This is a genomic window from Kribbella sp. VKM Ac-2571, from assembly GCF_004362255.1.
Lineage (GTDB): Bacteria > Actinomycetota > Actinomycetes > Propionibacteriales > Kribbellaceae > Kribbella > Kribbella pratensis.
Map to the genome: position 1 here is coordinate 1 of NZ_SNWS01000034.1, position 24665 is coordinate 24665.

General features: G+C 66.0%; 15 protein-coding genes and 5 pseudogenes. 11 read left to right on the forward strand and 9 right to left on the reverse strand.

Annotated elements, in window-relative coordinates:
• The first annotated feature begins 2065 nt into the window (after positions 1–2065).
• The 3 genes from EV651_RS40735 to EV651_RS40745 are packed head-to-tail and all read left to right on the forward strand — an operon-like array spanning position 2066 to position 10176.
• Positions 2066–9055: a hypothetical protein gene (locus EV651_RS40735; RefSeq protein WP_133791542.1), complete on the forward strand. Its 6990-nt coding sequence runs from the start codon at positions 2066–2068 to the stop codon at positions 9053–9055.
• Complete coding sequence (locus EV651_RS40740) at positions 9052–9612, forward strand: hypothetical protein (RefSeq protein WP_238157542.1); 561 nt, start codon at positions 9052–9054, stop codon at positions 9610–9612. Before EV651_RS40735 ends, EV651_RS40740 begins: the two co-directional genes overlap by 4 nt.
• Before the next feature lie 3 nt (positions 9613–9615).
• Complete coding sequence (locus tag EV651_RS40745; protein ID WP_133791544.1) at positions 9616–10176, forward strand: hypothetical protein; 561 nt, start codon at positions 9616–9618, stop codon at positions 10174–10176.
• Here the strand turns inward: EV651_RS40745 and EV651_RS42115 are convergent.
• The 5 genes and pseudogenes from EV651_RS42115 to EV651_RS43480 form a co-directional block, all read right to left on the reverse strand.
• Entirely contained in the window at positions 10158–11300 is a 1143-nt protein-coding gene (locus EV651_RS42115; RefSeq protein WP_202870753.1) for a DDE-type integrase/transposase/recombinase, read from the reverse strand. The two genes, EV651_RS40745 and EV651_RS42115, sit on opposite strands and share 19 nt — an antisense overlap.
• Positions 11301–11405: 105 nt before the next feature.
• A pseudogene (locus tag EV651_RS40755) lies at positions 11406–11642 on the reverse strand (IS3 family transposase); the annotation flags it as partial.
• A 12-nt stretch (positions 11643–11654) separates the two neighbouring features.
• Positions 11655–12686 (reverse strand): IS110 family transposase, encoded by a 1032-nt coding sequence (locus EV651_RS40760; protein ID WP_133791546.1) that lies wholly within the window; start codon positions 12684–12686, stop codon positions 11655–11657.
• Between the two features lie 267 nt (positions 12687–12953).
• Positions 12954–13995 (reverse strand): annotated as a pseudogene (locus EV651_RS40765) (IS3 family transposase); the annotation flags it as partial.
• 120 nt (positions 13996–14115) lie between these two features.
• Positions 14116–14604, reverse strand: a complete 489-nt coding sequence (locus EV651_RS43480; RefSeq protein WP_370354211.1) for a nucleotidyltransferase domain-containing protein — start codon at positions 14602–14604, stop codon at positions 14116–14118.
• 802 nt (positions 14605–15406) lie between these two features.
• Here EV651_RS43480 and EV651_RS43485 point away from each other — a divergent pair.
• Positions 15407–15520: pseudogene (locus EV651_RS43485) on the forward strand (ATP-binding protein); the annotation flags it as partial.
• 24 nt (positions 15521–15544) lie between these two features.
• Here EV651_RS43485 and EV651_RS43165 read toward each other — a convergent pair.
• From EV651_RS43165 to EV651_RS43490, 4 genes and pseudogenes are all read right to left on the reverse strand, one after another.
• Complete coding sequence (locus tag EV651_RS43165) at positions 15545–15670, reverse strand: hypothetical protein (protein WP_305000135.1); 126 nt, start codon at positions 15668–15670, stop codon at positions 15545–15547.
• Positions 15671–16360: 690 nt separating this feature from the next.
• Positions 16361–16621 carry a hypothetical protein gene (locus EV651_RS42120; protein ID WP_202870755.1) on the reverse strand — a complete coding sequence of 87 codons (261 nt, stop codon included), beginning with the start codon at positions 16619–16621 and terminating at the stop codon, positions 16361–16363.
• Positions 16622–16785: 164 nt separating this feature from the next.
• Entirely contained in the window at positions 16786–16992 is a 207-nt protein-coding gene (locus EV651_RS42870; protein ID WP_238157543.1) for a hypothetical protein, read from the reverse strand.
• 156 nt (positions 16993–17148) lie between these two features.
• Positions 17149–17412, reverse strand: a pseudogene (locus EV651_RS43490) (transposase); the annotation flags it as partial.
• 7 nt (positions 17413–17419) lie between these two features.
• On the opposite strand from EV651_RS43490, the gene EV651_RS40785 reads away from it, so the two are divergent.
• From EV651_RS40785 to EV651_RS40820, 7 genes and pseudogenes are all read left to right on the forward strand, one after another.
• Positions 17420–17725, forward strand: a complete 306-nt coding sequence (locus EV651_RS40785; protein ID WP_133791550.1) for a hypothetical protein — start codon at positions 17420–17422, stop codon at positions 17723–17725.
• Positions 17726–17769: 44 nt separating this feature from the next.
• Positions 17770–18450, forward strand: a complete 681-nt coding sequence (locus tag EV651_RS40790) for a LysE family transporter (protein ID WP_133791552.1) — start codon at positions 17770–17772, stop codon at positions 18448–18450.
• A gap of 195 nt (positions 18451–18645) precedes the next feature.
• Entirely contained in the window at positions 18646–18981 is a 336-nt protein-coding gene (locus EV651_RS40795) for a hypothetical protein (protein ID WP_133791554.1), read from the forward strand.
• Between the two features lie 191 nt (positions 18982–19172).
• The gene (locus EV651_RS40800) at positions 19173–20183 is read left to right on the forward strand and encodes a hypothetical protein (RefSeq protein ID WP_133791556.1); all 1011 of its coding nucleotides are present in this window, start codon (positions 19173–19175) and stop codon (positions 20181–20183) included.
• 1137 nt (positions 20184–21320) lie between these two features.
• Complete coding sequence (locus tag EV651_RS40810) at positions 21321–22337, forward strand: NAD(P)/FAD-dependent oxidoreductase (RefSeq protein WP_166658950.1); 1017 nt, start codon at positions 21321–21323, stop codon at positions 22335–22337.
• A 349-nt stretch (positions 22338–22686) separates the two neighbouring features.
• A complete protein-coding gene (locus tag EV651_RS40815) occupies positions 22687–23571 on the forward strand; it encodes an endonuclease/exonuclease/phosphatase family protein (protein ID WP_133791559.1) in 885 nt (294 codons plus the stop codon).
• 148 nt (positions 23572–23719) lie between these two features.
• A pseudogene (locus tag EV651_RS40820) lies at positions 23720–24665 on the forward strand (IS3 family transposase); the annotation flags it as partial.

Consider the following 24665-nt stretch of genomic DNA (forward strand, 5'->3'; position numbering starts at 1 on the left):
CCAATCCCCGAACACCTACGAAACCCTCTACCCCGCTACGCTCCCGTCAGCGGCGTAAATCCACCACCGTGTCCACGAACCGGGGGTAAGGCCCGAGGTCGGCAGTTGATGGTCGTACGGGCTCGAGGCCGTCGCGGGCTCGCCTGATCAGCCTCACCAACACTCACCCTGAGATCGAAACCGAGGATCTATCAGTGCAGACCGCCGAAAGACAGTCCGAGGATCCTGCAGCAGTGCACCACCTCCAAGGGACTTGACCGGACTCTGTGCAGTCGTTCCGCAGCCAGGTCCTGAAGCGTCCGGGTGGAGAGGCGAAGCTCGTTCTGAGCTGCAGCGAGTGAAGCGAGTCCCTGGCTCGACGAGAACATCTGCACGTGGAGGCGGTCAGCGCGCACGTTGCGACACCCTCACTCGCGCTCTACCTGGCGACATCTATCCAAAGCATGTCGCCAGGACGGGTTGCAGTGGATCAAGGACACCGGTCGGCCGGTCGACACAAAGCCCGCACTCCTCGCTGTGAATGTCAGACTGATATCGGCGATGAATGCTCTCGCTGATCACCTCGGCGTGCCGGCCTACTGGGAGCTGCCGGAGCACATGCGGCCTTATCTTTGGAGGACCCTCCACGCTTGTGCCGATTGGCGGCCCTCCGGCGTAGCTCCCGGGCCCCGACCAGCCGAGCGTCCCACCGAGTCGGCCAAGCCGTCGTACCGCTACTCGCCAGGTTCTCGCCGGTCAGCGGGCAGCACCCGATAGTCGCGGGTCCGCGCGTCAACGATGAACCGCGACGAAGCAGCCGGACCCGTGGTCAGTGCCACCACCCTCGACTCCAAGCTCACCGGTGGATGCACCTCGCGCGAATGCCCGATCCGCATGGACCGGGCTGCCCACGAATGGTCAGGCAACGTCGCGCTATCGCGGATCCGATGAGGGAGGGCCCGGTTGACTCGAAGCATCACGCAGTGACCGCTTCCTCGTCCACGACGAGTTCGGCGACCGCGCTACACCACTATCAGGGACTCAACTGGCGCCCGGTCGGGTCGGCTGTCCGGCGGTGAGCCGTCTTGCGCCGCTCCGACCGGTTGCCTTGAGCAAAATTGAGCACCCGGTATCACGGGGCAGTCGGATCCCTGAGCGGTTCCGGGGCGCTGTGGAATAGCACCCCGGAACCTACACGGCCCCACATGGGAGGGTCAGGCCGTGGCCAGCAGCCGGAAACCGCTCCGGCGATCCCGCGTCGAGATCAACTCTCAGAACTCGAGTGGTACGCACTACTTTCATCCACGGCGACGACGCGCTGCTCGACGACGCCCGAAACAACAGCCATCGCCGACACCGTGGAATCTCCAATCGAGACCCCCAAGTCGATCATCAAGCGCCTGAACCATAAGGAGGAGCGACGACCGCTGGCATCGGCAACTTCGCCAGTCGAGAGGGCGGTCGAACCTTGAGCGGCTGGCCTATCGCCCATAGGGAACGCAGACCGATCACGTCCCGAGCCCGGGCTATTCAGGGTCGTTGCCTTCCGATGCGCCGGACGGCGCTTGAGATTCAGTGGCATCGGCAGATCGTACTTTTCGGACAACAACTTCTTTGCGCAGTGCTCCTGCAACTCCGTCCACCGCTTGCGCTCGTGGTCCGACATATCCGGAGGCGGCTGCCATGTTGACTCACGACGACGACGGTAGGGCAATCCAACATCATCTCAAGCTCTGCCGGTGCGCTGCCCCGCGCCCCTGGACTTCCGGCAGCTGATCAGGCGTGGCGATCCTCATACACAGCTGTGAACCGCGGCGCACGACTGGCGATTTCGCCGATGCCACCAATCGTCGGACCGACCTACGGTCGGCTCGGGTGATGCCCCAACGAGTCTCGGCCGGAGGGTATCAGGGTGGGAGGTTGTCGATGCCATATCGCGGTGCTGTCCGATCAACCTTGCCGCATTGGTTCCGGCGATGGTGACCCCTCCGTCGGCGACGGCAGCAGCGGAGCAGAACAGGTCTCGCTCGGCGTTTCCGACCGGTCGCATCGGTGGACACCCCGATAACCGGGGGTGGGTACGCTGATGACTTCGGCGATCTCGGTGCCCGATGCGGCAACTCGTGCCCGCTCGACGATCGCTGCCGCCCTTGGGATCGTTTCACCGTCCGCCGTGCCACTGCGCGACGGTCGGGTGAGCCTGGGCGGCCGGCAGGGCGTCCTACCGGCTCACGTCGTCAGGGCGCTGGACGACCGGTTGCGCCGCCGGGCTGCCGACCACGCGCGTGATGAGCGGATGCTGGCCGAGGCTGTCGCCATACTGGGCACGGAGATCGCCGAAGCCCGCGACGAGTCCGGGCCCGATGGCGCAACCGCCGCGCTGGATCGACTGCTGCACGTTGACGGGCTGAGCCAAACCCAGCGGGCCGAGGCTGAGGTGATGCTCCGCGTCGCGCTCGAGGAGGCGGCACAGGAGTCCGAAGAGGCTGCCGCCCGGCTGGCTTCGTTACCTGGCGGACCTAGGCCGGTCATGACCTCCCAGGTCGTGACCGCCTCCCAGCAGATCAACCGTCAGGCTCAGCTTCTCTTCGCGACCGACCATGGTCAGGGGGAACGGCAACGACCAGAGGTGGTAGGTCGCCACCGGCCGGCCTCGACCCGTCAGACGCTCACGCGGGAGGTCAGGGGCACTGGACTGATCGCCGGTGGCAGGCCGAGCGCAGCTCCCGAGCTTGACAAGAGCACCGCGCTCGCAACCGTCGCGACGCTCCGCCCGTCCGACCTGGGTTCCTCGTTCACCGACCGACCGACCATCGACCCGCAGACCGGACTGGCCGTCATCGCGACGACTGCAAGCGAAGCTCCGCAGTACATCCAGGTCGAGATCGCGCCCCCGTTCCGCGGACTGATCGCCCAGGCTCGGCTCCGCACTGGTACGGCGCACGATCCGCATGTGCTGCGGATCTCGCCCAAACTGCCCGATGCCCAGCTTCGCCAGGTCTGGGTTCATCAACTGTCCCAGATGACCCAACAGCTCGAAGCGGCGAAGGCCGGACGTCCGAAGGGCATCCTTGGCAGGCTGCGTTCGGTGTTCAGTCACGAGCGGCGCGATCGCCGACTCGACGCGGACTATGCCGCCTACCGCCTGCTGGCCAAGGACTGGCATCAGGCCCGGGAAGAGACACTCGCCTACGGCCGGTCGCGCGGACCGCGAGACCTGGAGCACATCGAGGGTGATCTCCGGGGCCTCGCAGCGACGATCAAGCGCAGAAGCGGGAGCAGTCCGGATCTCCCCTGGGCTCAGGACTCGATCTACTCGCCGCGCGCGGCTCTCCAAGGCATCGCCGCCGACGAGGCTCGTCGACGGGCCACCCCGGCTCCGCACACCCCTGGTCAGCTACGCCGGCAGCTCGTCGCTCAGATCGCGACCCTGCAGGCCGCCGTATCGGACCTCGAGAGCCAGGCCGACATCAAGGCGACGTGCGCCGAGGAGGCCACCTCCAAAGGAACTGATTCAGAGCGGAACAAGGGAAGGCGGCATGTCGAGCTCTCGAACGCCTATCAGAATGCGGCCTCCGATGCCGGGCAGGCGCTGGCCGCCCACCATGCACTCCTCGACGAGCTCGATGCGGCCATCACCGACCCGGACCGGCCGCGAACGCAGATCGTCGAACTGGCCCGCCAGGCAGCTCAGAAGGCCGAGGCCTATGAGGCGAGCCGCAACCAAGCGCTGCCTGTCGACGATCTGGAGACTGGAGTTCCGACCGGTCGTCGGCTGTACGCGCCGGTCGACGACATGAACAGAATGCTGGCCGCGCGCGGCAGCAGAGTGCGCATCGAAGCGGAAGCACCGCCCCCGGTGCCGCATGCCGAGTACCGTCGGCTGTTCTCGCCTGACGGCGTGGTCGTCACAGTCGGCGGTAGTCCGGACGACGACGTCACCACCATCTGCCAGGTTCGGCTGCGGATGAAGGTCGGTGATCTGACCGAGGTGCCCGGCCGCGACTACGAGCTGGGCGAACTCCTGAGGGGCACCCTCGGCGAAGGCGGCCAGGGCATCGCCACAACAGCCACCCACGTCTCCCGCGCCAACGCCAGCCTCAACCTGCAGCCACTCATGGCGATGGCGCCTGTAGGCAGTCATGTTCAGGTCACGTCACATGTGGTCTCACCCCGCTTCGACAGTTCATCGAGCCGAAGCCTCGCCGAGACCGCCGGTGCCAGCGCCCACTTCCAGCACGGGCGGGTCGACGTCCACCGGGGTGAGGGCTTCCTGTACACGGGGCGGGGTCAGTGGGAGATCGAGGTCCGAACCTCGGCCACCGGGCCCTGGAGCGCCGTCGAGACGGTCGATGCCGGACAGCAGCTGATCTGGGTGGCCAGCCCGTACGTCGTGAAGGCAGCGACCGAGACAGTGACGTTGAAGCAGCTCGGTCGCGAGTCGGACCTGAGCAAGACCTTTCCCCGGCACACAGTCACCAGGATCAGCGGCGTGCAGGGCATCACGGACCGCCTGGTCTCACAGGCGCGCGCCAACCTAGGCCCCATCGACCGGATTGGCTACGACTACATCAGTGGGCTCATCACAGAGGATTCCTACCGTCTGCTGCCCGACATGGCCAAGCCCGGCGGACTCAGCCTGCCCATCCCGGTGGCCGGCGAATCCGAGTACGAGCTCACAGTCGAGGTCGAGCCCATCTGGAGCACTGTTGAGCTGCGCGGCGAGTCCAGTGTGGAGATGGGACAGGAGGAGGTGCAGGTCGAGTTCGCGGGCGTCAGCGCGAGTCAAGTGGTCACCACATCGCGCTCCGGCTCGGTGGCCCTGGCCTACCCAGGCGCGGCGATCGCCGGGCAGCCGGCGTCAGGTCATCTGCCGACTCCGACAGCGCTGAGCGATGTGGGGTCGTCGCATGTGGACATCTCGCCAGGTGTCTCCGCCGGACGCCGAACCTCCAGCTCCGGCGGGCAGGACCTCAGCGCAACCTCGATCACGCCGGTCGTGCACCGCTACATGGGCCGGACTCAAGGGGCCGTCGTCGACCTCAGAGTGACGGCGACTCTCCGCAAGCTCTCCGACCCCGAAGCGGCTCCAGTCGTTGTCACCGATACCTGCAACGCCCGGTTGCGGTTGCCGGAGAACGACCTGCTGCGGGCTGGTGGACCGGTCGACAAGAACGCCGTACTGCGTGCGGAGGATGGGACGATCAAGCCCGGTCAGGACGGCCGGGCGCTGCTGAAGGGCGATGCGGCACCGCCGACCGGGCCGCAGTTCCTGCCGCCTTGGCACGGTACCGGCGAGAACCAGTTACGCGGCCCGGGTAAGTCCCTGGTCCAGGATCTCGAAGGTGCCGAGGACGCCCAGAGGCAGGCACTGACCGCGTTGAGCACGATGGGCTTGGTGCCGCCGCTCGATGACGATTACCAGCCTCGGATCGACGCGCTGCCGTCGGATCAGCGGCTGCGCGCCGGACAGCTGGCGAACTACGACCGGATCATCCAGCAGATCAATGCCCCCCGGATCGAAGCGGGCATCAATCAGGCCTGTCAGGGCGGTCTGATCGTGGAGCTGATCGACCAGCGAACCGGTCACGCGCCTCGTTACCACCCGTTCCGGCTAGCAGTCACGCAGGACTTCGACGACGTCGAACCGCTGGGCACCAGCACCGACGACTACGTGGTACGGCTCGGAATCGCCTCCGACGCCACGCAGCGAATGTCCGGCAGGTCGACCTCAGTACCGCTGTCCGTCGGTGTCGGTGTCGACGATCTGCCCAAGGGCATTGCGCGTTGGGTCGGCAAGCTTGGCGCCAGGCTCAGCCGCACCGCGGTAGCGCGCAACTTCGGCTGGTCGGCCGGCCGCCGAGTCAACCGGGTGACACTGCACGAGAGCACGGGGCCGGTCGACAAGCTTCGGCAGGGTATCCGGATCACCTTCGCCAAAGTCACCGACAAGGGTGACTCGGAGCTGCTGGCCGATGTCACCGGCCGGATGACGCTGGCCTACGACAGCGCCCTGACCCGGGCCGAGGCGCCGGTGTTCGAGGCGCAGCCGAAGAAGCCGCACACGGCCGCGATCGACCGCTCGATGCTGGTCGCCGTCGACGCCGGCAATCCGGCCGACCGCATCTTCGCGGCGGTGCCGGAGATTCGTTCCGACACGAGTGCCCTGCTGCAGCTGCATACGCTGCTCGCCCCGGACAGCCTCGTCGCTCACCCCGACTGGAGGAACGGCAGCTACCAGCTGCCGATGGTGATCACGCCTCCACCGGCCAATCCGGCGCAGGCGCTGCAAGACCGCACCCTACTGCCGCAGCAACTGAAGGTGGTGATTCGCGGCGAGGCGGTCAGCAAGACCTTCGCCGCAATCAGCGAGCAGAACACGGGCGACATCAACTTCACCATGCACAACGTCGGCTTCACATCCGGCACCTCGACGTCCACCGGGATCGGGGGCTCTCGCGGCGGCCCGGTCGATGGCGACGACTCGTCACTATCGACGTCGGAGGCGATCGGACGGACCACCGGCACCTCGCAGTTGACGACGAGCGGCCAGACGACGGGCGAGGAGCGGCTGGCTGTCCACCTCGGCAAGCATTATGAGTTCATCGAGCGCTACGAACTCGTCGCCGACATCATGCAGGGTGACCGCGTCATGCAGACCGTGCCTCTCGACGACGCGCTGGCTCAGAGTGCGATGCCCGAACGCCGAGCACTGGAACTGTACGGCAGCGGAGTTCTCGACCTTCCGCCAGCTGTCCTGGCCGACGTGGATGAGCGGTATCGAGCCGAGAAGCTCGACCTCGAGCCGCGCACAGCAGTCGGTTTCGAGCGTCGGTACGAGTTCGAGAAGACCGATGCGACCACCGACGACCGCGCGGTACAACTCACCGATATGGTGCGGGCACAGTCCGGCATCGCCGAGTCGACAGCCTCAACCCCTCAAGAGCGGCTCCAGGACACCCTGGTCAGAGCACAGGATGCAGTCACCCGACAACGAGCTGTCGGCATGCCGGATCGGTGGCAGCACGGACTCGCCGCGAGCCAGGTGGACTCGATTGCCCCCCTTGATGATCCGCATGCGCGCGTCGAGCTGCTCAACCTTTTCCGACCGCAGATCGACGAACTGGCGCCAGGCCACCGGGCAGCCAATCCGCTGCTCGAACCAGCGCTACAAGTCGATCTCGGAAGGGACAGCTACCGAGGCCCGCTCGACAACATGTTCGGCCAGCGGGGGTATCTCACCGCGATCGAGCTTCCGGTCGACGGCCAGCAGCGACCCGACGTCCTGCTGCTCCGGACGAAAGCCCGCGGGGTGGGACCGATCATGATCGACGATGTCCCCGAGATCTCCAAGGTCGACACGATCGGCCTGCGGCAGAACTACAAGTACGAAGAGGAGGGGCGATCGATCAGCCAGAGTACGGCGTATTCGTTCGGCCTGGAGATCGAGCAAAGCAACAGCGAAGGCGGTACGCTGACCGGCGGCGTCGCGACCAGCCGGGTCCGCCAGGTCACTTCCGGCAGCGGTCGGCAGAACACCACTCTCGACCGAACCGGACACTTCGACATGGCGAAGGTCAGGCAAGAGGTCGTCTTCACCACCGAGGTGATCCGGCTGCACAACCCAGGCGCGGCGGAGTTGGCCAGCGGCAAGTGGTGGAGCAAGCGAATCGATCCAGCGATCGTGACCACCGTCTCCGAGCCGCGGCAACTGCGCACCATGATGACCACGCTGGTCCCTCGGAAGCTGATCCGCGACGCGCCGACTGTTGACGACCAGCAGGCCGTCCCCGAGGGCATCCCCGAACACCGAGCGTTCGAGTGGCCAGCGAGCGCCGTCGCCGAACAGGTCTTCACGTACGGCAAAGGTGACAAGCCGACCAACCAGCTGTTCAACCGACTCTGCAGTCATCTCAGTCAACCCGAGGAGCTCGGGGAAGCCGGCGTGCTCGAGAACCAGCTCGCGATCGAGACTCAGCTGATGGAGACCGCGTTGAAGTCGAATTTCAAGGCGCTGACCAGTAAGAACGGCTTCCGGATGGAGCCGATGACGGCTCGCGGCAACGGACAAACCACGCGGTCCGTGGTAATCCACGCCACACCGCTCGGGTGGAACCTCGACGATGACGATCCGCTGCCAGACGCGCAGACAGGGACTGTCGAACGGGGTCAGAAGACCACCAGCTCCTCCACGACCGGGAACTATCTGCTGCCGCCCACCGTCAGCGTAGGTTCCAGTGGCGGCATCATCTCCGTCAGCGGCTCGGTCGGCGACCAGGTCAAGGAGCAGTCCTCCAGCGGACGCGGAACCCGCCTGGAGAACACCAAGTTCGAGAACGGCGACGTCGTCACCGTGCGGATCCCGGTCGTCTACGACATCACAGTCCACCAACAGACGGACAAGGGTCGCGGCAAGCTGGAGATCGAGCGGACAACGCATCTGCCGGGCGCCGCGAAGGCACAGTACTTCGTGACCATGCTGAAGCATGAGTACCTCGAGCGTCTCCGCCAGATGGAGACCGGTGATCCGCTCGATCTGGCGCAGAACGGTGGTCGGCTTCCCGCCGTACGGACCAAGCTGGGAAAGCCGGACATGCGCGCGACCGAGTATGCCCAGGACGCCTCAGGTCAAGAGGTGTACCAGCCCTATCAGCCTTTGCTGGACGCTCTGTTGAAGGCGAAGCTGGAGGGGAGAACGGTCGTGCTGGCCGTGCGGGAAGCCGACGGTTGCGATCGGCGCTATGTGGCGTTCCCCGGCGGGATGGAGGGCGTGGACGACGGCGGCTTCGCCGCCGCGTTCGCCAAGCTGCACCCGACGATGGTGAAGATGGCCGAAGGAAGAGTCGATCTGCGGAAGCTCTACAACACCTCCGAACGCGGAGGGAGCTTCAGCACGAAAGTTGCCGCTGAGCTCGAGCAGAACGGCGTACCTACAAGCATGCTGAAGGGGCTGGACTACGCCACGACCGTCAGAGCGTTCACCAAAGCGCCTGAGGTTCCACCGCAGCCCCACCCCATAACGGGCGGATGGACGATCACGCCGACTACGCACGGGCCGTCGCTGGGGGCCCCATGACCGCGATCGAGGACGAGGAGGACGATATGGCGTTTGCCGTGGCGCGCACCAGAGACGAAGCGCACCTTTACCTGGAGCTGCATCCCTGCCCCGACTGCGGTTCGGTGGACGCACCGTGGGAGCACGGTCTCGCCGAGGAACACGGCGAGTTGGTCATCAGCTACGCCGCCGTCTGCCCTGGCTGTGAGGCAGAGCGCGAGTACTTGTTCGGTCTCCCGGCCCGCGATACCGCGGCCGTCGGCTGGCCGACGTTCGGCGGTCCGGAGCCGTCAGAACTGCTGGATCCCGGCCAATGGATGGATGTCGCAGACCAGGCCGCCGCGGTCGTGCCGACCGCTCCGGCCGAGGCCGCTAGGGTGCTTGCCCTCGCCCGGGCCGCTGTCGACGAGGTGATCAAGTTCGTCCCCGGCGGGCAGGACGCCGTACCGGACGAGGAGTTCTGGACCCCCGAGGGCCGGGCGATCCGGGATGCCGAGCCCGGCAGGTTCCGCCTCGAGCGACTCATGGTGGTTCGGGACGCCTACCACGATCTGGTCCGAGACACGGGAGCGAGATAGACGATGCTGACGGCAAGGACCCTGGCCGAGGCACAGGTCTACGTGAGCCTGACGACAGCCTCCGACACGCCCGTGCCGGCCACCCGCCCCGCGCCGATCGAGCCGGGGGCGAACCTGATCGACGGCGAGGACGGGTGGACGCTGACCTCCACCGCCGGCGACATCGCGATCGCGTACGCCTCGGAGCGCGCGGCCCGATTCATCGACTCGCGCTTCGGGCTGGGCGTTTCGGAGCTGATCGACGCCGCCCAGTGGGCCGTCGTCGCCGCGACGTACGCCCGGCTGGCGCTCGAGGCGGACATGGCTTACCGGGGGCACCCGGAAGAGGATCGCGATGCCGTCGAACTCTCCTGGGAGTTCGCCGTCGACGCCGTCGTCGAGGCCCTCAAGTTCTTGCCGGACGACGCCGACGAGGTACCGGACGTGGCTGTCTGGTCCGAGTTCGGCCAGCGTGCCCGCGCAGAAAACCCGCATCTACTGACACGAGCCAAGCTGTACGACGACCTCGAGTACTACCAGGGCACGCTGGAAGACTTCCGCGCAATCTACGGCGAGCCTTCCTGAGGAGCCGGCCGCACAATCGCGCTGCAGTGTCTGCGGTGGCTTGCGACCATCGGGTTGCGGCCTGCCGGGGTGTTGGTTGCCGGGGTGTTGGTTGCCGGACCGGCCGCCGTGGTCTGCCTGCGAGTTGTCGCTGGGCCGGCCGATGGCTTGATCGCGGCGGCCGCCGCTGCTTGACCACCCATCATGGCGCGCAAACGCCCAAAGTCGAACGGTTGCGCGACCTCGTGAACCACTTGATGAACCGCTTGCTGCACCGAGACTGGTGGGCGGGCCTGATGCTCGGATCGCACGGGCTGGCTTCTGTACTGGCGCTCGATTCGGTTGAGTTCGTGATCCAGGCCGGCCACCGCTCGCTCAGCGTCGATGTGGCGTTCGGCGAAGTTGGCGCGTGACGGACGATTAGTTGCTCCCGCACAGTGGCGCGGTGCGACTCGGGCATCAGTCCAGGCCTGGTCGGTGAACTGCTTGCCGTTGTCAGTGATGATCTCCTCCGGCACCCCGAACCGCACCAGCGCCTCAGCCAGCGCCAAACACACCGCCCGAGCAGTCGCCCGCTCCACCACCTTCGCGATCACGCAGTACCGAGAATGGTCGTCGACCGCGGTGACGACCTTGGCCCCACGCAACTCGCCAGTGGCGGGGTTGACCAGCTGGATGCCGCCGACGATGTCCATCTGCCACAGCTGCATCGGTCCCGGCCGTTCGAACCACACATACGAGTCCCTCGGTCGCTTGCGAGGGCGAGACCGCAACAGGCCATGCCGAACCAGAATGCGGTCGATGGTGCGCTCCGACGGCACCACCAGCACTTCGTTCGACCACGGACCAGGCCTGCGCAGCATCTCCAACCGGATCCGCCGCGACCCCCACCGCGGATGCTCTCTACGCATCTCCGCAACCGCAACCTCCACCGCCTCAGCCACCTCAGCAGGCGACACGTGCGGACGACGAGAACGATCCGCCAGACCAGCCAACTGCTCAGTCAGATACCGAGCGATCCAGCGATGCAGCATGGCCCGGTGCACCCCAACCTGCGCGGCAACCTCGATGACATCCGCCCTGGCAAGCACCGCACGAACCGCGTCAAGACGTTGCTCAACCACCGACAAGACAACCAGCGCCAATCCCGGCCTCCCCAGTCCCAGACGCCCCCGCGGAGACGTCAGAACCAGACTGACCGAGCCAGCCACTGTCGCAGCTGAACCGTCCCGGGTTTGATGCGCCCTCGGTTATGTGAGTGCGACCGATTGGTCGTCTCGGGTTTGTGCATAGTAATCGGCCTCGGCTTCGGCGGGTGGGCGTCGGTCGAGGCGGTGCATGAGCCGGCTGGTGTTGTACCAGTGGACCCAGTCGGCGGTGATGGCCTCGAGGTTGCCGAGGCCGGTCAGTTGTCCGCGCCGGAACGGTGAGTCGTCGCGGATGCATTCGGTCTTGTAGAGCCCGATGGTGGTCTCGGCCATCGCGTTGAGGCCCCTATGTCAAGCGGCTTGCTGGAGGTCGCCTGTGGTTTCGAGCGCGGCTCGGATGATGGCGAAGGTTTCGCGGGCGATGTAGCGCTTGAGGACGCGCAGGGTGTCGCCGGTGCTGCGTCGCCGTTCGGCGAAGTCGCGGGTCCGCTGGTCGTGGATCATGCGGTTGTTGGCGATGGTCCACAGCGCGTTGTTGGCGGCGCGGTCGCCACCGCGGTTCAGCCGGTGTCGGTGTGTCTGTCCGCTGCTGGCCTGGACTGGGCTGACGCCACAAAGCGCCGCAAAGGCGGCGTCGCTGTGGAGCCGTTCGGGGTTCCCGCCTGCGGTGATCAGCAGTTGCGCGGCGGTGTGGATGCCGATGCCGGGCCGACGGATCAGGTCGGGAGCAGTACGGCGGATGAGGGCCCGGATCATCGTGTCGAGCTGGAGGACTTCTTGGTGGAGCTGGAGCCAGCGCCGGCCAAGGCTGGCGAGTGCCGCGTGCTGGCCATCGATGGGTGCGAGCTCACTGCACCGAGTGGCTATCTGCAGCAGGCTCTGGACGATCACCTGGTCGCGCAGTTGCTGGTCGGCACCGACCAGCAGAGCCTTGATCTGGTGGCTCGCTGTGGTCGTGGCCTTCACGGCACTGTTGCGGGCAATCGTCAACGCACGCAGGGCTTCCACGGCTCCTTCGCGGTTCTTCGGGACCGCGGTTGCCTGCCCTGCCAGCACGGAGCGCGCGGCCGCTTCGGCATCGACGGGATCGCTCTTGCCCTTGCGTCGACGGTTCGCGCGGTCGGGACGGTTGACCTCGAAGACAGACAGGCCCGCAGCCTGCAAAGCCCGGGTCAGCTGGTAGCCATAGCTGCCCGTCCCCTCAACACCAGCGGTGAGCGGTGAGCCGAACCTCCTACTCCAGGTCAGCAGCTCGGCTGCGCCGGCATCGCTGGCGGCGAACGTCAACGTGGCTTGGTGTCGCCCCAGACCGTCCAGGACGACGGCGACATGGGTCAGCTTGTGGGTGTCGATACCCAGGACGCCGTGGTCGTGCACCGACATGTGGTACCTCTCGAGTCGTCGTGCATGAGCGAGCCCGGGACAGGTGTCGGACAGGACACTCAAGGTGCTGAGGCAAGGCCCCTATTGGGTCACGACGAAGTCCAGTGTTCGCGGAAGTGGGCGACGGATCGCTGGCCGACAGATCAACGCGTTGGCAGGCAAGTTCCGCCAGTCGTAGGCCGGGTCAGGCCGTTCGCACCCCGCCCCGCAAGCTCGAGTCAAGTGTGCGATCCGTCGCCCAACGACCATCATGGTGGACTGAGTGACGTAGGAGTCGCCGACCGACCCGATCGACGGGCTGAGACCATGCAGGTGCAGGGTCTCAGTGAGGTGCACCGAAGTATATTGGGCGATCCTGCGTCCGAGTGGTGAATCGCCTTGTTTTGCGGGGTATTCAGAGGATTGCCCTGCCTCGCGCGGAGTGCTGCGGCTTGGGCGATGGCACGTTCGACGAATGCGGTGTGCTTGAACGTCGAGCACTCCCAGCCAACGATCCGTCCGGCGAAGGCATCGATGACGAAAGCCGTGTAGGCGAACCCGCCGCCCGCCAGCCGCACGTAGGTGAAGTCGGCGACCAGCAGCCGGTTCGGTGCCGGAACCCGGAACTGCCGCTCGACCAGGTCCGGAGCCCGGGTCGCGGAGGGGTCTGGTGTCGTGGTGCGGATCTTCTTGGTTCTACTCGCACCACGCCACCCGTTCGCCTTCATCAGCCGCTCAACGGTGCAGCGCGCCACCTCAAAGCCCTCACGGTGCAGGGGGGCCCACATCTTCAAGCTTCCGTACAGCGACTCAGGCTTACGGCGGCCGTGCTCGTCGGGTTCGTAGTACCCGGCCAGCACCTCGGTCACCGCCAACTCCCACAAGCCACGTTTCGACGGCGCTCGCCGGGCCCAGGCGTAGTAGGTTCTCGGAGCGATCTGGCAGCCGTGCGCGGACAGCGCAGCACAGATCGGAGCGACCCCGAACCGAGCCCTGTGCTCGGCGATGAACCGGCAGATCACCGCTGTCGCGGGTCGCTCTCCCGCACGAAGAAACTCGTCGCCGCCTTCAAGATCTCGATCGTCTGCTCCAGCTCGGCGTTCTTCCGCTTCAACTCCCGGATCTCCCGCACCTGCGCCGTCGACACCCCATCAACCTCACCGGCGTCGACCGCTGCCTGGCGAACCCACCGGCGCAGCGTCTCCGGCGTCATTCCCAGCCGGCCCGCGACCGTGCTGATCGCCTCCCACTCACTGGCATAGTCGCCACGGTGCTCAGTCACCAACCGCACCGCCTTGGCCCGGGTCTGCTCGTCGTACTTCCTCGGCATGAGTGCCACCTTCCCAACGAAGGAGGTGTGCATCAAACCCGGGTTGGTTCATCTGGCCCATCGTCCACCGTTGTCTGGGCCGCTCCGTGCACGGTGTCAGCAAGGCTGTTAGCAGGAGCACTAGGTTGTGCGGGGATCTCGCACCTCCCGGAGGGCGCGACCGAATAGATTCTCCGGGTCATGCAGAACGCGGCAACCGTCCCGAAGGACCTTCGCCGTTCCTGGGTCTAGCGGAGCCGAAAGCCACTCCCCGGTGACGACCCCTAACTCAACAACAAGCCCGCTGCTGAGCCGGGCCCTCCGCTCCGTGAGCGGACCCCATTCCTGGCAGCGGATCAATCGAGGCCTGCGGTCGATCGAACCAGCCCACTCCATCCCGCTGATGTGGCGCTCCCTGTTCGCCGTAACCAAGACGATGTCCACGTCGCTCGCCATGCGGGGTCGACCGTATGCGTACGAGCCAATCAAGGCGAGCCCCCGTGCGTCTGTCTGCAATTGGGCCCAAGCGGTGATGCCGTTGATCGCCGCTTCCGCGCGAAGCCGTCTGCCTTTCAACCGTGCAGTCATCCGGTCAGTCTGGCAGATCGTGTTCTGGGTCGACAGCCACATCGCTCAACCTGTGTCTTCCCGCCTGCCGTTCAGCCCACGCGTAGCGCGATCAGGAGGCGCCAGAGGGGCTGGCCAAGGTGGAGCGCCCTACTGGACGAACGATCTTGGCCCCTCTGGTGGCTCCTGACATGTCCCGACTGGGCTGAGCGGCAGACGGGAAAACACACCCTGACCACCCACCCAGATAGCCGGCCGATTCGGGCCGGTCATCCCGGAGTCGTGAGGCCCCGCCGGAGGCGATGTTGTTGGCTCTCAGAAAGACACCGAGAGCGGGCGCGGCGGTGAACGGCCAAAGGCCGCACGCGCACGCCGCGCCGCGCGCCTTGATCCATAGGAGCCAGATTCGGCAAGAGCCAGCCTGGACGGATTGTCCTGTGACGGGTGATGCTTGACAGTCGTGTGCCACCTGATGGTTGACGCTCGCCGTGTTCGGCCAGTCTGTGTTCGACGTTTTCGTGGGCGTCGTTGACTCAGGAGGCCGGGATTGGCGCTGGTAGCGTGGTCTGTTGTCGAGCTGAGATCCGTCGGCTGCACAGTTCGGAGGGCAAGGCTATCAAGGCGATCGCGCGTGAGCTGGGGATCTCGCGGAACGCTGGTTCGTGCACTGGCGCGAGACACGGCGCCGAAGTATGTCTGGGTCTCGCGGGTTCGAGGGCTGACCAAGCCGGTCACCGCGTCCTGTTCCACCGCCGCCGAATGGGTCGCCCGACTTGCCGAAACCCACACCACAGACCGGCTCCAAGACCAACTCCGCCGCCTAGGCCGCTACCCACCACTGGTCATCGACTAAGTCGGCTACCTCCCCTTCGAACACGAAGCCGCCAACCTCTTCTACCAACTCACCTCGTCACGCTACGAACGAGCATCCCTGATCGTGACCAGCAACAAAGAGTTCGGCCGCTGGTGCGAAGTCTTCGGAGACGACACCGCGCCGCCGCGATCATCGACCGCGGGTGTCGACGGGGAGGCGCTGGTTCTCGACGCGGCGGCGCGCCTTCAGTCCCTGGGCCTGCCGCTCCGAGTCGTCCACCACGCCGACGTCATCGCCCTCAAAGGCGACTCCCACCCCTCAAAGACCGCAACCTCGGCCGGATCCCCACACTGACCGGCAACCAACCATGACAAACCAGCAGGGCGGTTCACTTTCAACCGCCGCAGAGAGGTCCGGTTTTTACCCACCGTTGACAGATGGCCGGGGTGCTGGCTGGGTTGCCGGGTCATCTGCTGGGCAGTCGCTGGGCGGGCCACCGGCGATGTTGCAGATGCCGCAGCGCGGTCAGATGCCTAAGGTCACGCATCGTGATGTCTGTAGGGCGTGTATCGGGGCAGCGGCGTGCAACTCCGCCGTGAACTGACGATTCCCGCCAGGCGTATACATCGCGGCAAGACAAGCAACCCGCGGTCCAAATCTCTCAGGTAGATATTGAAGAGAGTTCTCTAGACGGAGGAAAGAGAATTGGCAACCAAAGAGGAAGATCAAAAAGCGAAGGCTGCAGCGGAGACTGCGCGGGCGATGAAAGCTGCGGACGTGGGGACTCCGCCAGCGACGAAAGCTGCTGACGTGAGGACTCCGGAGGAGAGGAAAGAAGCCCTTGAGAGCGCGCGAGTGGAGGACTACATCGCCTGGCGTGGGCGTGAGGGGATCGGCCGCTAGTCGGGACTTGTGAGACTCGGTCGGATTCTGGGTGGGGGAACCGCCTTCTTTGCGGCTCCCCACGCCTGCCGGGTCAGGGCCTGGCAAAGTCGTTGCCTAGTATTACAGCCGCAGATCGTGATCTCGTTGCTCGCGTGCGGTAGTGGCAGGGTCGGGCTCGGTGTTGGTGGCGTCGGCGGTATCGGTGCCATCCGGCGATGTGGTCTGGGGTGTGGTGGGTCGGGTGAGGGCTGCCCTGACGTGGCGGACTTCGTCGCAGGTGAGGGGAATCTTCGCGTTATCGGTGGTGGTGTCAGTTTCGGTGGTGGATGTTCGTGATCGCTGGTGTGCGGCGGTGCCGGCGAGGAAGGCGTGGGCGAGCATGGCCAGAGTGGTCCAGCGGTGCCAGGAGACCCAGGGTGCGGACCTGGTGCTCGGTAGGCCGGCGCACCCTTTCCCGACCTGGGAGTTTCCTCGATCCGCTAGCGGGTGCCGGCAACCCGGACCAGGGTGTGCAGGTTGACCGGCCGGGTGGCGTGGCACAGGAACTAGGCCAGTTCGCCAGTGTGCGGGTTGTGGCGGATGAGCAGCCACCGATGATGTCCTGGCTGCGGCTGCCCGCACTCGTCGCCGCCGGCGGTGGTGCTGGTGCCGCGGCTGACGCTGGTGTAGGCCCACTGGTAGAGGCGTTCGCCCTTGCTGCCGTTGCCGGCCGACAGGGTCTGCCAGCCGCGGTGTGGTATCTGCTTGGCCACGGCGTCGGCGCGGGTCTTGCCTTCGGTGTGGGGATCTGGGTGTCGCAGGACACGGCCATCACATAGTTCAGGCCGCGTTCTTCCAAGGCGCTTCGCTGCCCAGAGTTGTCGCCGTAGGCTTGCCGGCGCTGATCCACCCGGCAGGATTCCAGCGGCCAGAAGGTGGTCGGCCACGCGCAGCGCCAGTTGTGGTTTGGTCGCGAACTCCACGTCGATGGGTATCCCGGCCGCGGCGCATCGGTCGACATCGGAGGTCCAGGACTGGGGCAGGTACAGCTCGACATCGACGAGCCTACGGGAGCCCGTTGTCGGCGACAATGTACACGACCTGCGTCGCGGGGGGATGTGGGGAGACGGCCGGCTGAGCCTGCATCTCCCCGCGTGGTCGCCGAAGCATGCGGGCGGGGCCGCGGCTGCCACACAGATCGTGACTGCCGACCCCAATGCGCCGCGTTACGAACTGTCTTTCCGGGAGACGGATGGACAAGACGGCGGCGCGGCTCCGCATCACGCCAAGCAAGTACTTCTCGACGGCCGAGTCGTCTGGGAGCGGGACGCGACGGACCAGTTGCCCAGCGTCTGGGTCAACCCACGACTCGCAGGGGCGCATCGACGTGACGACATCCTGAAGGGCACGACCAAGGCCGAAGTGACGGTGCGGTTGCTCGAGAAGAACGGTGTCAGCTATTTCCCGTACGAGCTGACCGGACCGGCAAGTTCGCGGATGCGCTGACTCGTGCGGCTGGGGTTCGATCACAGCATGAGTGTCGTGATCCGATGGTGTCATCCGTCCGACTCGCCCCTGACGTCGACGCCGCACAGCCTGTGAGGGCGGCGGTCGTGGCGGGGCTCGTGGCCGGGTACGGCATCGCCATTCCAGTGGGAGCCGTCGGCACCTACCTCGTAGGCCTCACAGCGCGAACCACCCTGCGGATCGGCGCATGTGCCGCGCTGGGCGTAGCGACCGCGGACGGCCTGTATGCCCTGATATCCATGATCGGAGGTTCAGCCCTTGTACCGCTGATCGAACCGCTCACGACTTCACTGCATTTGGTGTCGGCCGGCGTACTCGTCACTCTGGCGTTCCGAGGCGTTACGTCCGCCCTCCGCGAGTTCCGCACGCGGCAGGTTGCCGCCGCGCCGGAGAACGCACTGATGAGTCCGGTACGGGCGTACTTCGGTCTCCTGGCGATCACGATGATGAATCCGATCACCGTGATCTACTTCGCCGCGCTCGTACTGGCCAACCCGAGCGTCATCGCAGCGAGCCACTGGCAGAGCATGGTCTTCGTCGTGGCGGCGTTCGCAGCTTCCGCCAGCTGGCAATTGCTGCTGGCCGGCGGTGGCGCGCTGCTCGGCCGCGTGCTGACCGGACGCTACGGCCGACTGATCACGTCACTCGCCTCTGCCTGCGTGATCATCGGCCTCGCTGCTCAGCTGCTCATCTCCGATTTCTGACGGTGACAGGTGCTTCGAGGGATGACGATACGGACGGAGCCGGCTGCCAGGACGAAGGAGAGGATCAGGACCGCATGCCGCTGGATCCATGCTCCACCAAGGTCAGTGTGACCACCTGCGGGGCGACGGCGCGGCAGCCGTCGACCAGGAAGGCTGCGGTGCCTTTGGTACTCCCCCGGCCTGGCCGGTTCAGCCATGCTCATGATGATCTCTTATCGGCCGGCAGAGCGGAGCATGTCGCCCACCGCGTGGAGCAGCGCGGCTACGACCACCATGAAGACGAAAGCGGCGACCGCCGGCTTGGGCAGCAACGGCACGAAGGCCAAGGCGCAGAAACCTGCCGCTATCCACACCGATGCCCTCCAGACGGCCCGGGTAGCTGACCGAATGTCGGTCACCCGGCGTGCGATCCGCAGCTGGAAGCACGATGCAATGGCTGTGTTGACCATCAACGCGAGGGACGCAGCCCACGGTGGCGCTGCATGCACACCGATCAGCCACAAGGCCACGGCCATTATGGAGCGGCGTTGATGGACGCCATCGTGGAGATTCCCGAGCCTGCCGACGTACCAAGCATCGAGCTGATCTGCCAACCAGACCTGATTCCCTTCTGCAGCCGGGGGAGGTCACGGACCGAGTGGACGGCTCGCTACTGATGCGCTGAACCGAGCCATTCCGCGTCGAGCGTTAAGACACGACACCAAGAGAGGCGAGGTGTACATATGTCAGATGTGCAAGCAGAAGTATTCGGTGAGGTGCAACAGTCACTTGCACAGTTGGCAGGGCTGGTCCGCGTTGTTGTGCGCAATTTGCGTGTGCAGAACTGGGCGCCCCAAGCAGGACCGAGAGACAGCTTCGAACGACGGCTGGCGGTTGAGGTCGAACGCGCCGATCGCTCGGGCGTGTCCAACGCTGAGTTGGCCTCCCGGCTGGATGGTGTCGATCCCGGCTGGGCTTCGGTTGCCGGTCGGATGACCAGCAACGTTGCCTCGCAGCCGCCGGCGTTCGCGGAGATGGTCGACCGGCAGCGGCATCCCGCTGAACTCACAGAGGCGATCCGATTCAGCCGTGCGAATGCCACCTGGCACCAGCTGTCGCCAAACTCTCGGGTATTCACGGGTACACAACTCTTCGACCAACATAGCGACTTGGCAGCACATTCACGAACCGACTGGGTTCTGCGGACCGGACTAAATCAGCTGTACGTCGATCGCGACTCGCGGGACCCGGCGGCGGAGGCCGCCCGGTCGCTTGTCGGCGGCCTCACCGAACATACTGGCCAGAGCCACCGCGAGGTCGTGACGAAATTGTCAGACCCCGAACTGCCGGCGGATCAAACTCTGCGCAAAGCCGCCGAGATGCTGTACGACGGACCGCCAGGGAATGGCGCGACGGGCGTAGGAACGAACGATCCGCACAGGGAGGACCGGATCGGCGCTGTCGAGGACACCATGCGTGCGGCGGCCACCTTCGAACTGTCGGGCGTTGACCAGCGGCTTGACGAGGCGCGACAGAATCCCAGACCCGACGCTGATGTCCCTACCGGCGCGAGCATCGGCAAGGCAGCTATCCAAGCGGCGATCAAGCATGTGAAGATCGCGAAACAGGTGCAGGCCTTCTCGGGAACGTACGGCGTCGACACCGAGACGCCTTCACACGGTCCGAAGCAACCGCCGGCAGCCAGCAAGGCCAGCGGGTCGCGGGGGCCATCCCAAGGGCTGGCCAGGGAATAGGTAGCGAACGGCCACAGTGGGCCGCCGATGGTTCACGCACCGCCGTTGCCATGTTTGGGCCTTCGGCGGGTGCGGGCCAGCTTTCGGCGGCTGTGGAGGCGAGCGGGCTGTGGGTAGGCGTCGTCGCGCTACCGATGCCGTCGGTTGGGTCGGGGTCAAACTGTGGCAGTGAGTGACTTCGCGGTCACGTCTGCGAGTTCCTCGCCGTTGACGGCGAAGTGGCGCATCAAGAACGAGCGATGCTCGTCGTGGTCGTGGAAATGATGGCGGTCAGCACGGCTGAGAACACCAGAATATTCGTCTCGAGCTGGACCTGCATGAGCGCCTGAACGACGGTCGATGCGACGAAGTCGTGCCGGGAAGATGCCGCCGTCGACGACCAGCGCGCAGGCTGCGTAGCGACCCGAGGTCGCGAGCCGTTTGACGCTGGATCGACGATGTCTGCGTGCCAGCGCAATGCCTACAAAATGGGACATTCGGACGCCGACCCAGAGGCCTATGGCTGGTTGCTTCGAGCAAGAGTCTGGATTCACGCGCTGATCCGCTCGAACAGCGTGTGGTGACGCTACCTATGTTGCGAATGCCAACGCGTGCGACTCTCACTACGGGCGTGCTGGCGGGTACAGCGTCGTGACATGTCGGGCGCTACTCGTGAACGGGCCGGCCGATCTACGTGAGCAGACGGAGCAGCCACGCCCCATGGCACGGCTGCTCGTCGTACTGGCCCTGCCCGTTGACAATCGCGTACCGCCTCTAAGTCAGTTCACGCGTCGACTCACGAAGTCTTAGCGCACAAAGCCGCTCTCTGACGGCGTCCGCGATTCAGTTGTCAGTCGGAGTTAGCGTGCTCGCGCGGACCGGCGATCTTGCTGATGCCCGGGGTACCGCAGCGCACGGAGTATCAGGTTGTGCAGAGTTCCGGATCGGCCCTCGTTTCAGACCTGCAATGCCCGCGGCTAGCCGTCGCTGATCATCCGATCGCCGCGATGTCACGCGTACTTGGAGGAGAGTTCCACAAGGGCCCAGTGCGCGGCATGCACCGACGAATGCCGACGCGCCGGTCGCTCGACCCATTTGAAGTTGTACGCAGTTATGAAAGGACCTTCCGTGCCTGCTCAGCCAGACCGAAGACCTCGGGTGATCATCGTCGGCGCCGGCTACGCTGGTCTGACCGCCGCACACCGGTTTGCCGGCAAGGCCGAGGTCACCGTCGTCGCGCCGAGTGACAGGTTCGTCGATCGAATCCGGCTCCATCAGTTCGCGGCCGGTACCTGCACCGAGGAACAGGTCGCCCCAGTGCTGCACAGCGTGCTGCCTTCCGACGCTGTCCATATCGTCGGGTCAGCGGTGACCGTCCTTCCCGGAAAAGTCATACTGCTCGACGGCAGGGAGCTCACTGCGGACCATATAGTCGTCGCCGCGGGGAGCGGACTAGGCGCTGGCGTCACCAACCTCGAGTCAAGTCGTCAAGTGCGCACCGAGCTCGAAGGGCTGGCCCCCGGATCGGTAGTCCAGATCAATGGCGCTGGACACACCGGCGTCGAACTGGCAGCGGAGCTTGCCGAGCAACGCCCAGACCTGCGCATCACTCTCATCGACCCTGCCGGGCTGTTACCGCGTGTCAGCGTGCGAGCGCGTCGCAAGGCGAGCAGACATCTGAAATCGGCCGGCATCACGGTGACCGACTTGATGATTGGGCTTCCAACGCCGGATCTGATTGTCGACTGCACAGGCTTCGCGGCACCCTCGATCAACGGGTTGTCTGCGCCCGACGACACGTTGTCGTTCGGACTGGGGTTGTGGACAGCAGGCGACATTGCGGCCACTGGGCACCGGTGGAGCTGCGCGGCTGCTGAGCCGATGGGTGCGCACGTGGCGGACAACATCATCCGCGTCAGCAATGGTGGGGAGCCTCAGCCGTTCCGTTTCGGCTACGCAATTCAATGCATCAGCCTCGGAAGGCACCGCGGGATTGTCCAGCTGGTGCGAGCCGACGACAACCCCCGCCGACTTGTGCTCTCGGGGGCCGGCGGAGCCTTTGTCAAAGAGCGCATCTCTCGTAAGGCTCGCAGAGTCGCTACCGGCGCCGCCAAGCGGTACACGTGGCCCACAGGACCACTGATGTCCGAGGTCCAGCACCGGGCCGTGGTGTGATCGGCCATGAATAGGTCTGCGCTCGTGACCACATGGCAGCTCACCGCCTCAATGAACTCGCAGGCGGGCGCTGACCGGTCATGGTTGCAATCGGGCTCCTACCTCGTCGACGAGCAAGTCACATGGGCCACACATACGCTGCATCACTGACAGGCCGACAGCGGCCGGTTTAGCCACCCACTGCCGCAAGCTCCAGTGTGGTCTCAGCCCCACGCCCCCACCAGCACCCGGGGCTGCCGCGCGGTTGGCGCTGGATATTGCTGACGCACCATCTCGTCGAGTGTCCGACCCGGATGACGCCCGCGCAGGTGATGGCACTGAAACCCCGTCCGGAGCTGGTGATCTACGAATGATCTCGATCGCGTTCGCCAACATCGCGGGCGGCCGCCTGGTCGGCCCGGACGGGTACGACGACGCCGACCGGACGGCGGATTTCGGGTACGCGCTCGCGGGGCTGCGACCGGACGTGCTGATCGTGACCGAGCTCGACCCGGACGGCGACCAGCTCGAGTGGCTGGCCGCCGCCGCGATGCCGGGCCGCGAGGCGTACTACGCGCGGCACGGGTTCTCGGAATCGCACATCCCCGGTGTGGCACGACTGGGAGTGGGGATCGCGTCGGCGTACCCGTTGACCGAGCTGGAGCGGATCGACCTGCCGGACCCGTCGATCGACTTCCTGCACTGGCGGACCGGTGAGCCGATGGACCCGCATCCGAAGGGCTTCCTGGTCGCGCGTGCCGATCTCGGATGGCTCGGTGAGGTCGATCTGGTGGGCGGTCAGGTGTGTCCGATCCACATGTTCCGAAGCGCCGCCGGTGTCGAGTACACATACCAGGAAGGCGCGGGGCGGGAGTACGGGACGGAGCTCACGGCGTACCTGCGGGAGGAGCTGGCGGCGCGCGGCGTCCGCCGGGCGGTCGTCGCGGGCGACCTGAACATGCCGAACCCACGCGACGTCTTCGGCGAGCCCCTCGGCCTGGTCGACGCGTTCGGCGACCCACCCCCGGTCACCACCCCGGACGGCCGCTCGATCGACCGCCTGTTCTCCACCCCCGACCTGGTCGCCCGCGACGTCGAGGTGGTCCGCGCACCAGGCGCGGACCACTTCCCCGTCGGCTGCCAACTCATCCGCCACGCCCCTCAGTCACCCGCGATCGGCCGCATCCGCGAACAGGACCTCGCTCGCCCACCCGCCCGACCCGCCGCACCCAGCCGCCGCGGTCTCTCGCGCTGATCGGCCTGCAAGCTCGACAGAACGTATACGCCCACTGGAGCGCCTCCGGCGGCTGGTGCGAGCGTGCGGGAGCTTGGCCGGGCCTTGACCCTGGTTGTTGGACACGCTGATTCCAGCAGTTGCTGGGGTAAGCGAGATGATCCTGACCATGGCCCGCAAGAACTACTCCGAGCAGTTCCGTCGGCAGGCCGTCGACTTGTTCGAGTCCACCCCGGGCGCGACGCTGAAGGGCATCGCGGCTGATCTCGGGGTCGAACGGGCGACCCTGAAGCGTTGGGTCGACCAGTACGGTACGGGCAAGCAGACAACCGCCGACGGGACCACGACCACCCGCCGCGCGAGCAGCCAAGGTAGCGGCTCGCAGCCACTCTCAGGGCCTGAGACGCCGGAGCAGAAGATCGCCCGTCTCGAGGCCGAGAACGCCGCGCTGCGCGCGGAGAAGACCAAACTCAGCACCGAGCGAGAGATCCTGCGCCAGGCGGCCAAGTATTTCGCCGGGGAGACGCGCTGGTGACCCGCTTCCAGTTCGTCGCCGACCACTGTGCCACCTCCTGCGCTGACCGGAGTGTGAAGCGGTTGTGTGAGCTCGTCGAGATCGAGCGATCGTCGTACTACGCCTGGCTCAAGGCAGCCCCCGCCAGACAGGCGCGAGCCGCCGCGGACGCGCAGCTCGCCGGACGGATCAAGGCCGTTCACGGCGAGGACAACACCGTCGGTGCGCCGCGGGTGACCGCGGAGCTCAACGACGGCGCTCCCGCTCACGAGCGGGTGAACCACAAGCGGGTCGCCCGCGTCATGCGCGAGAACGGCATCCGCGGCTACCAGCGCAAGCGGCGGGTGAAGACCACGATCCCCGAGCCGGCCGATCGCAAGGTGCCCGACCTGCTGAAACGCGACTTCACCGCCGAGGCCCCGAACCTCATCTACGTCGGGGACATCACCTACCTGCCACTTGCCGACGGCAACAACCTCTACCTGGCCACCGTGATCGACTGCTACTCGCGCCGCCTGGCCGGCTGAGCCGTCGCCGACCACATGCGCACCGAGCTCGTCACCGACGCCCTCAACGCCGCCCAGGCGACCCGCGGCAGCCT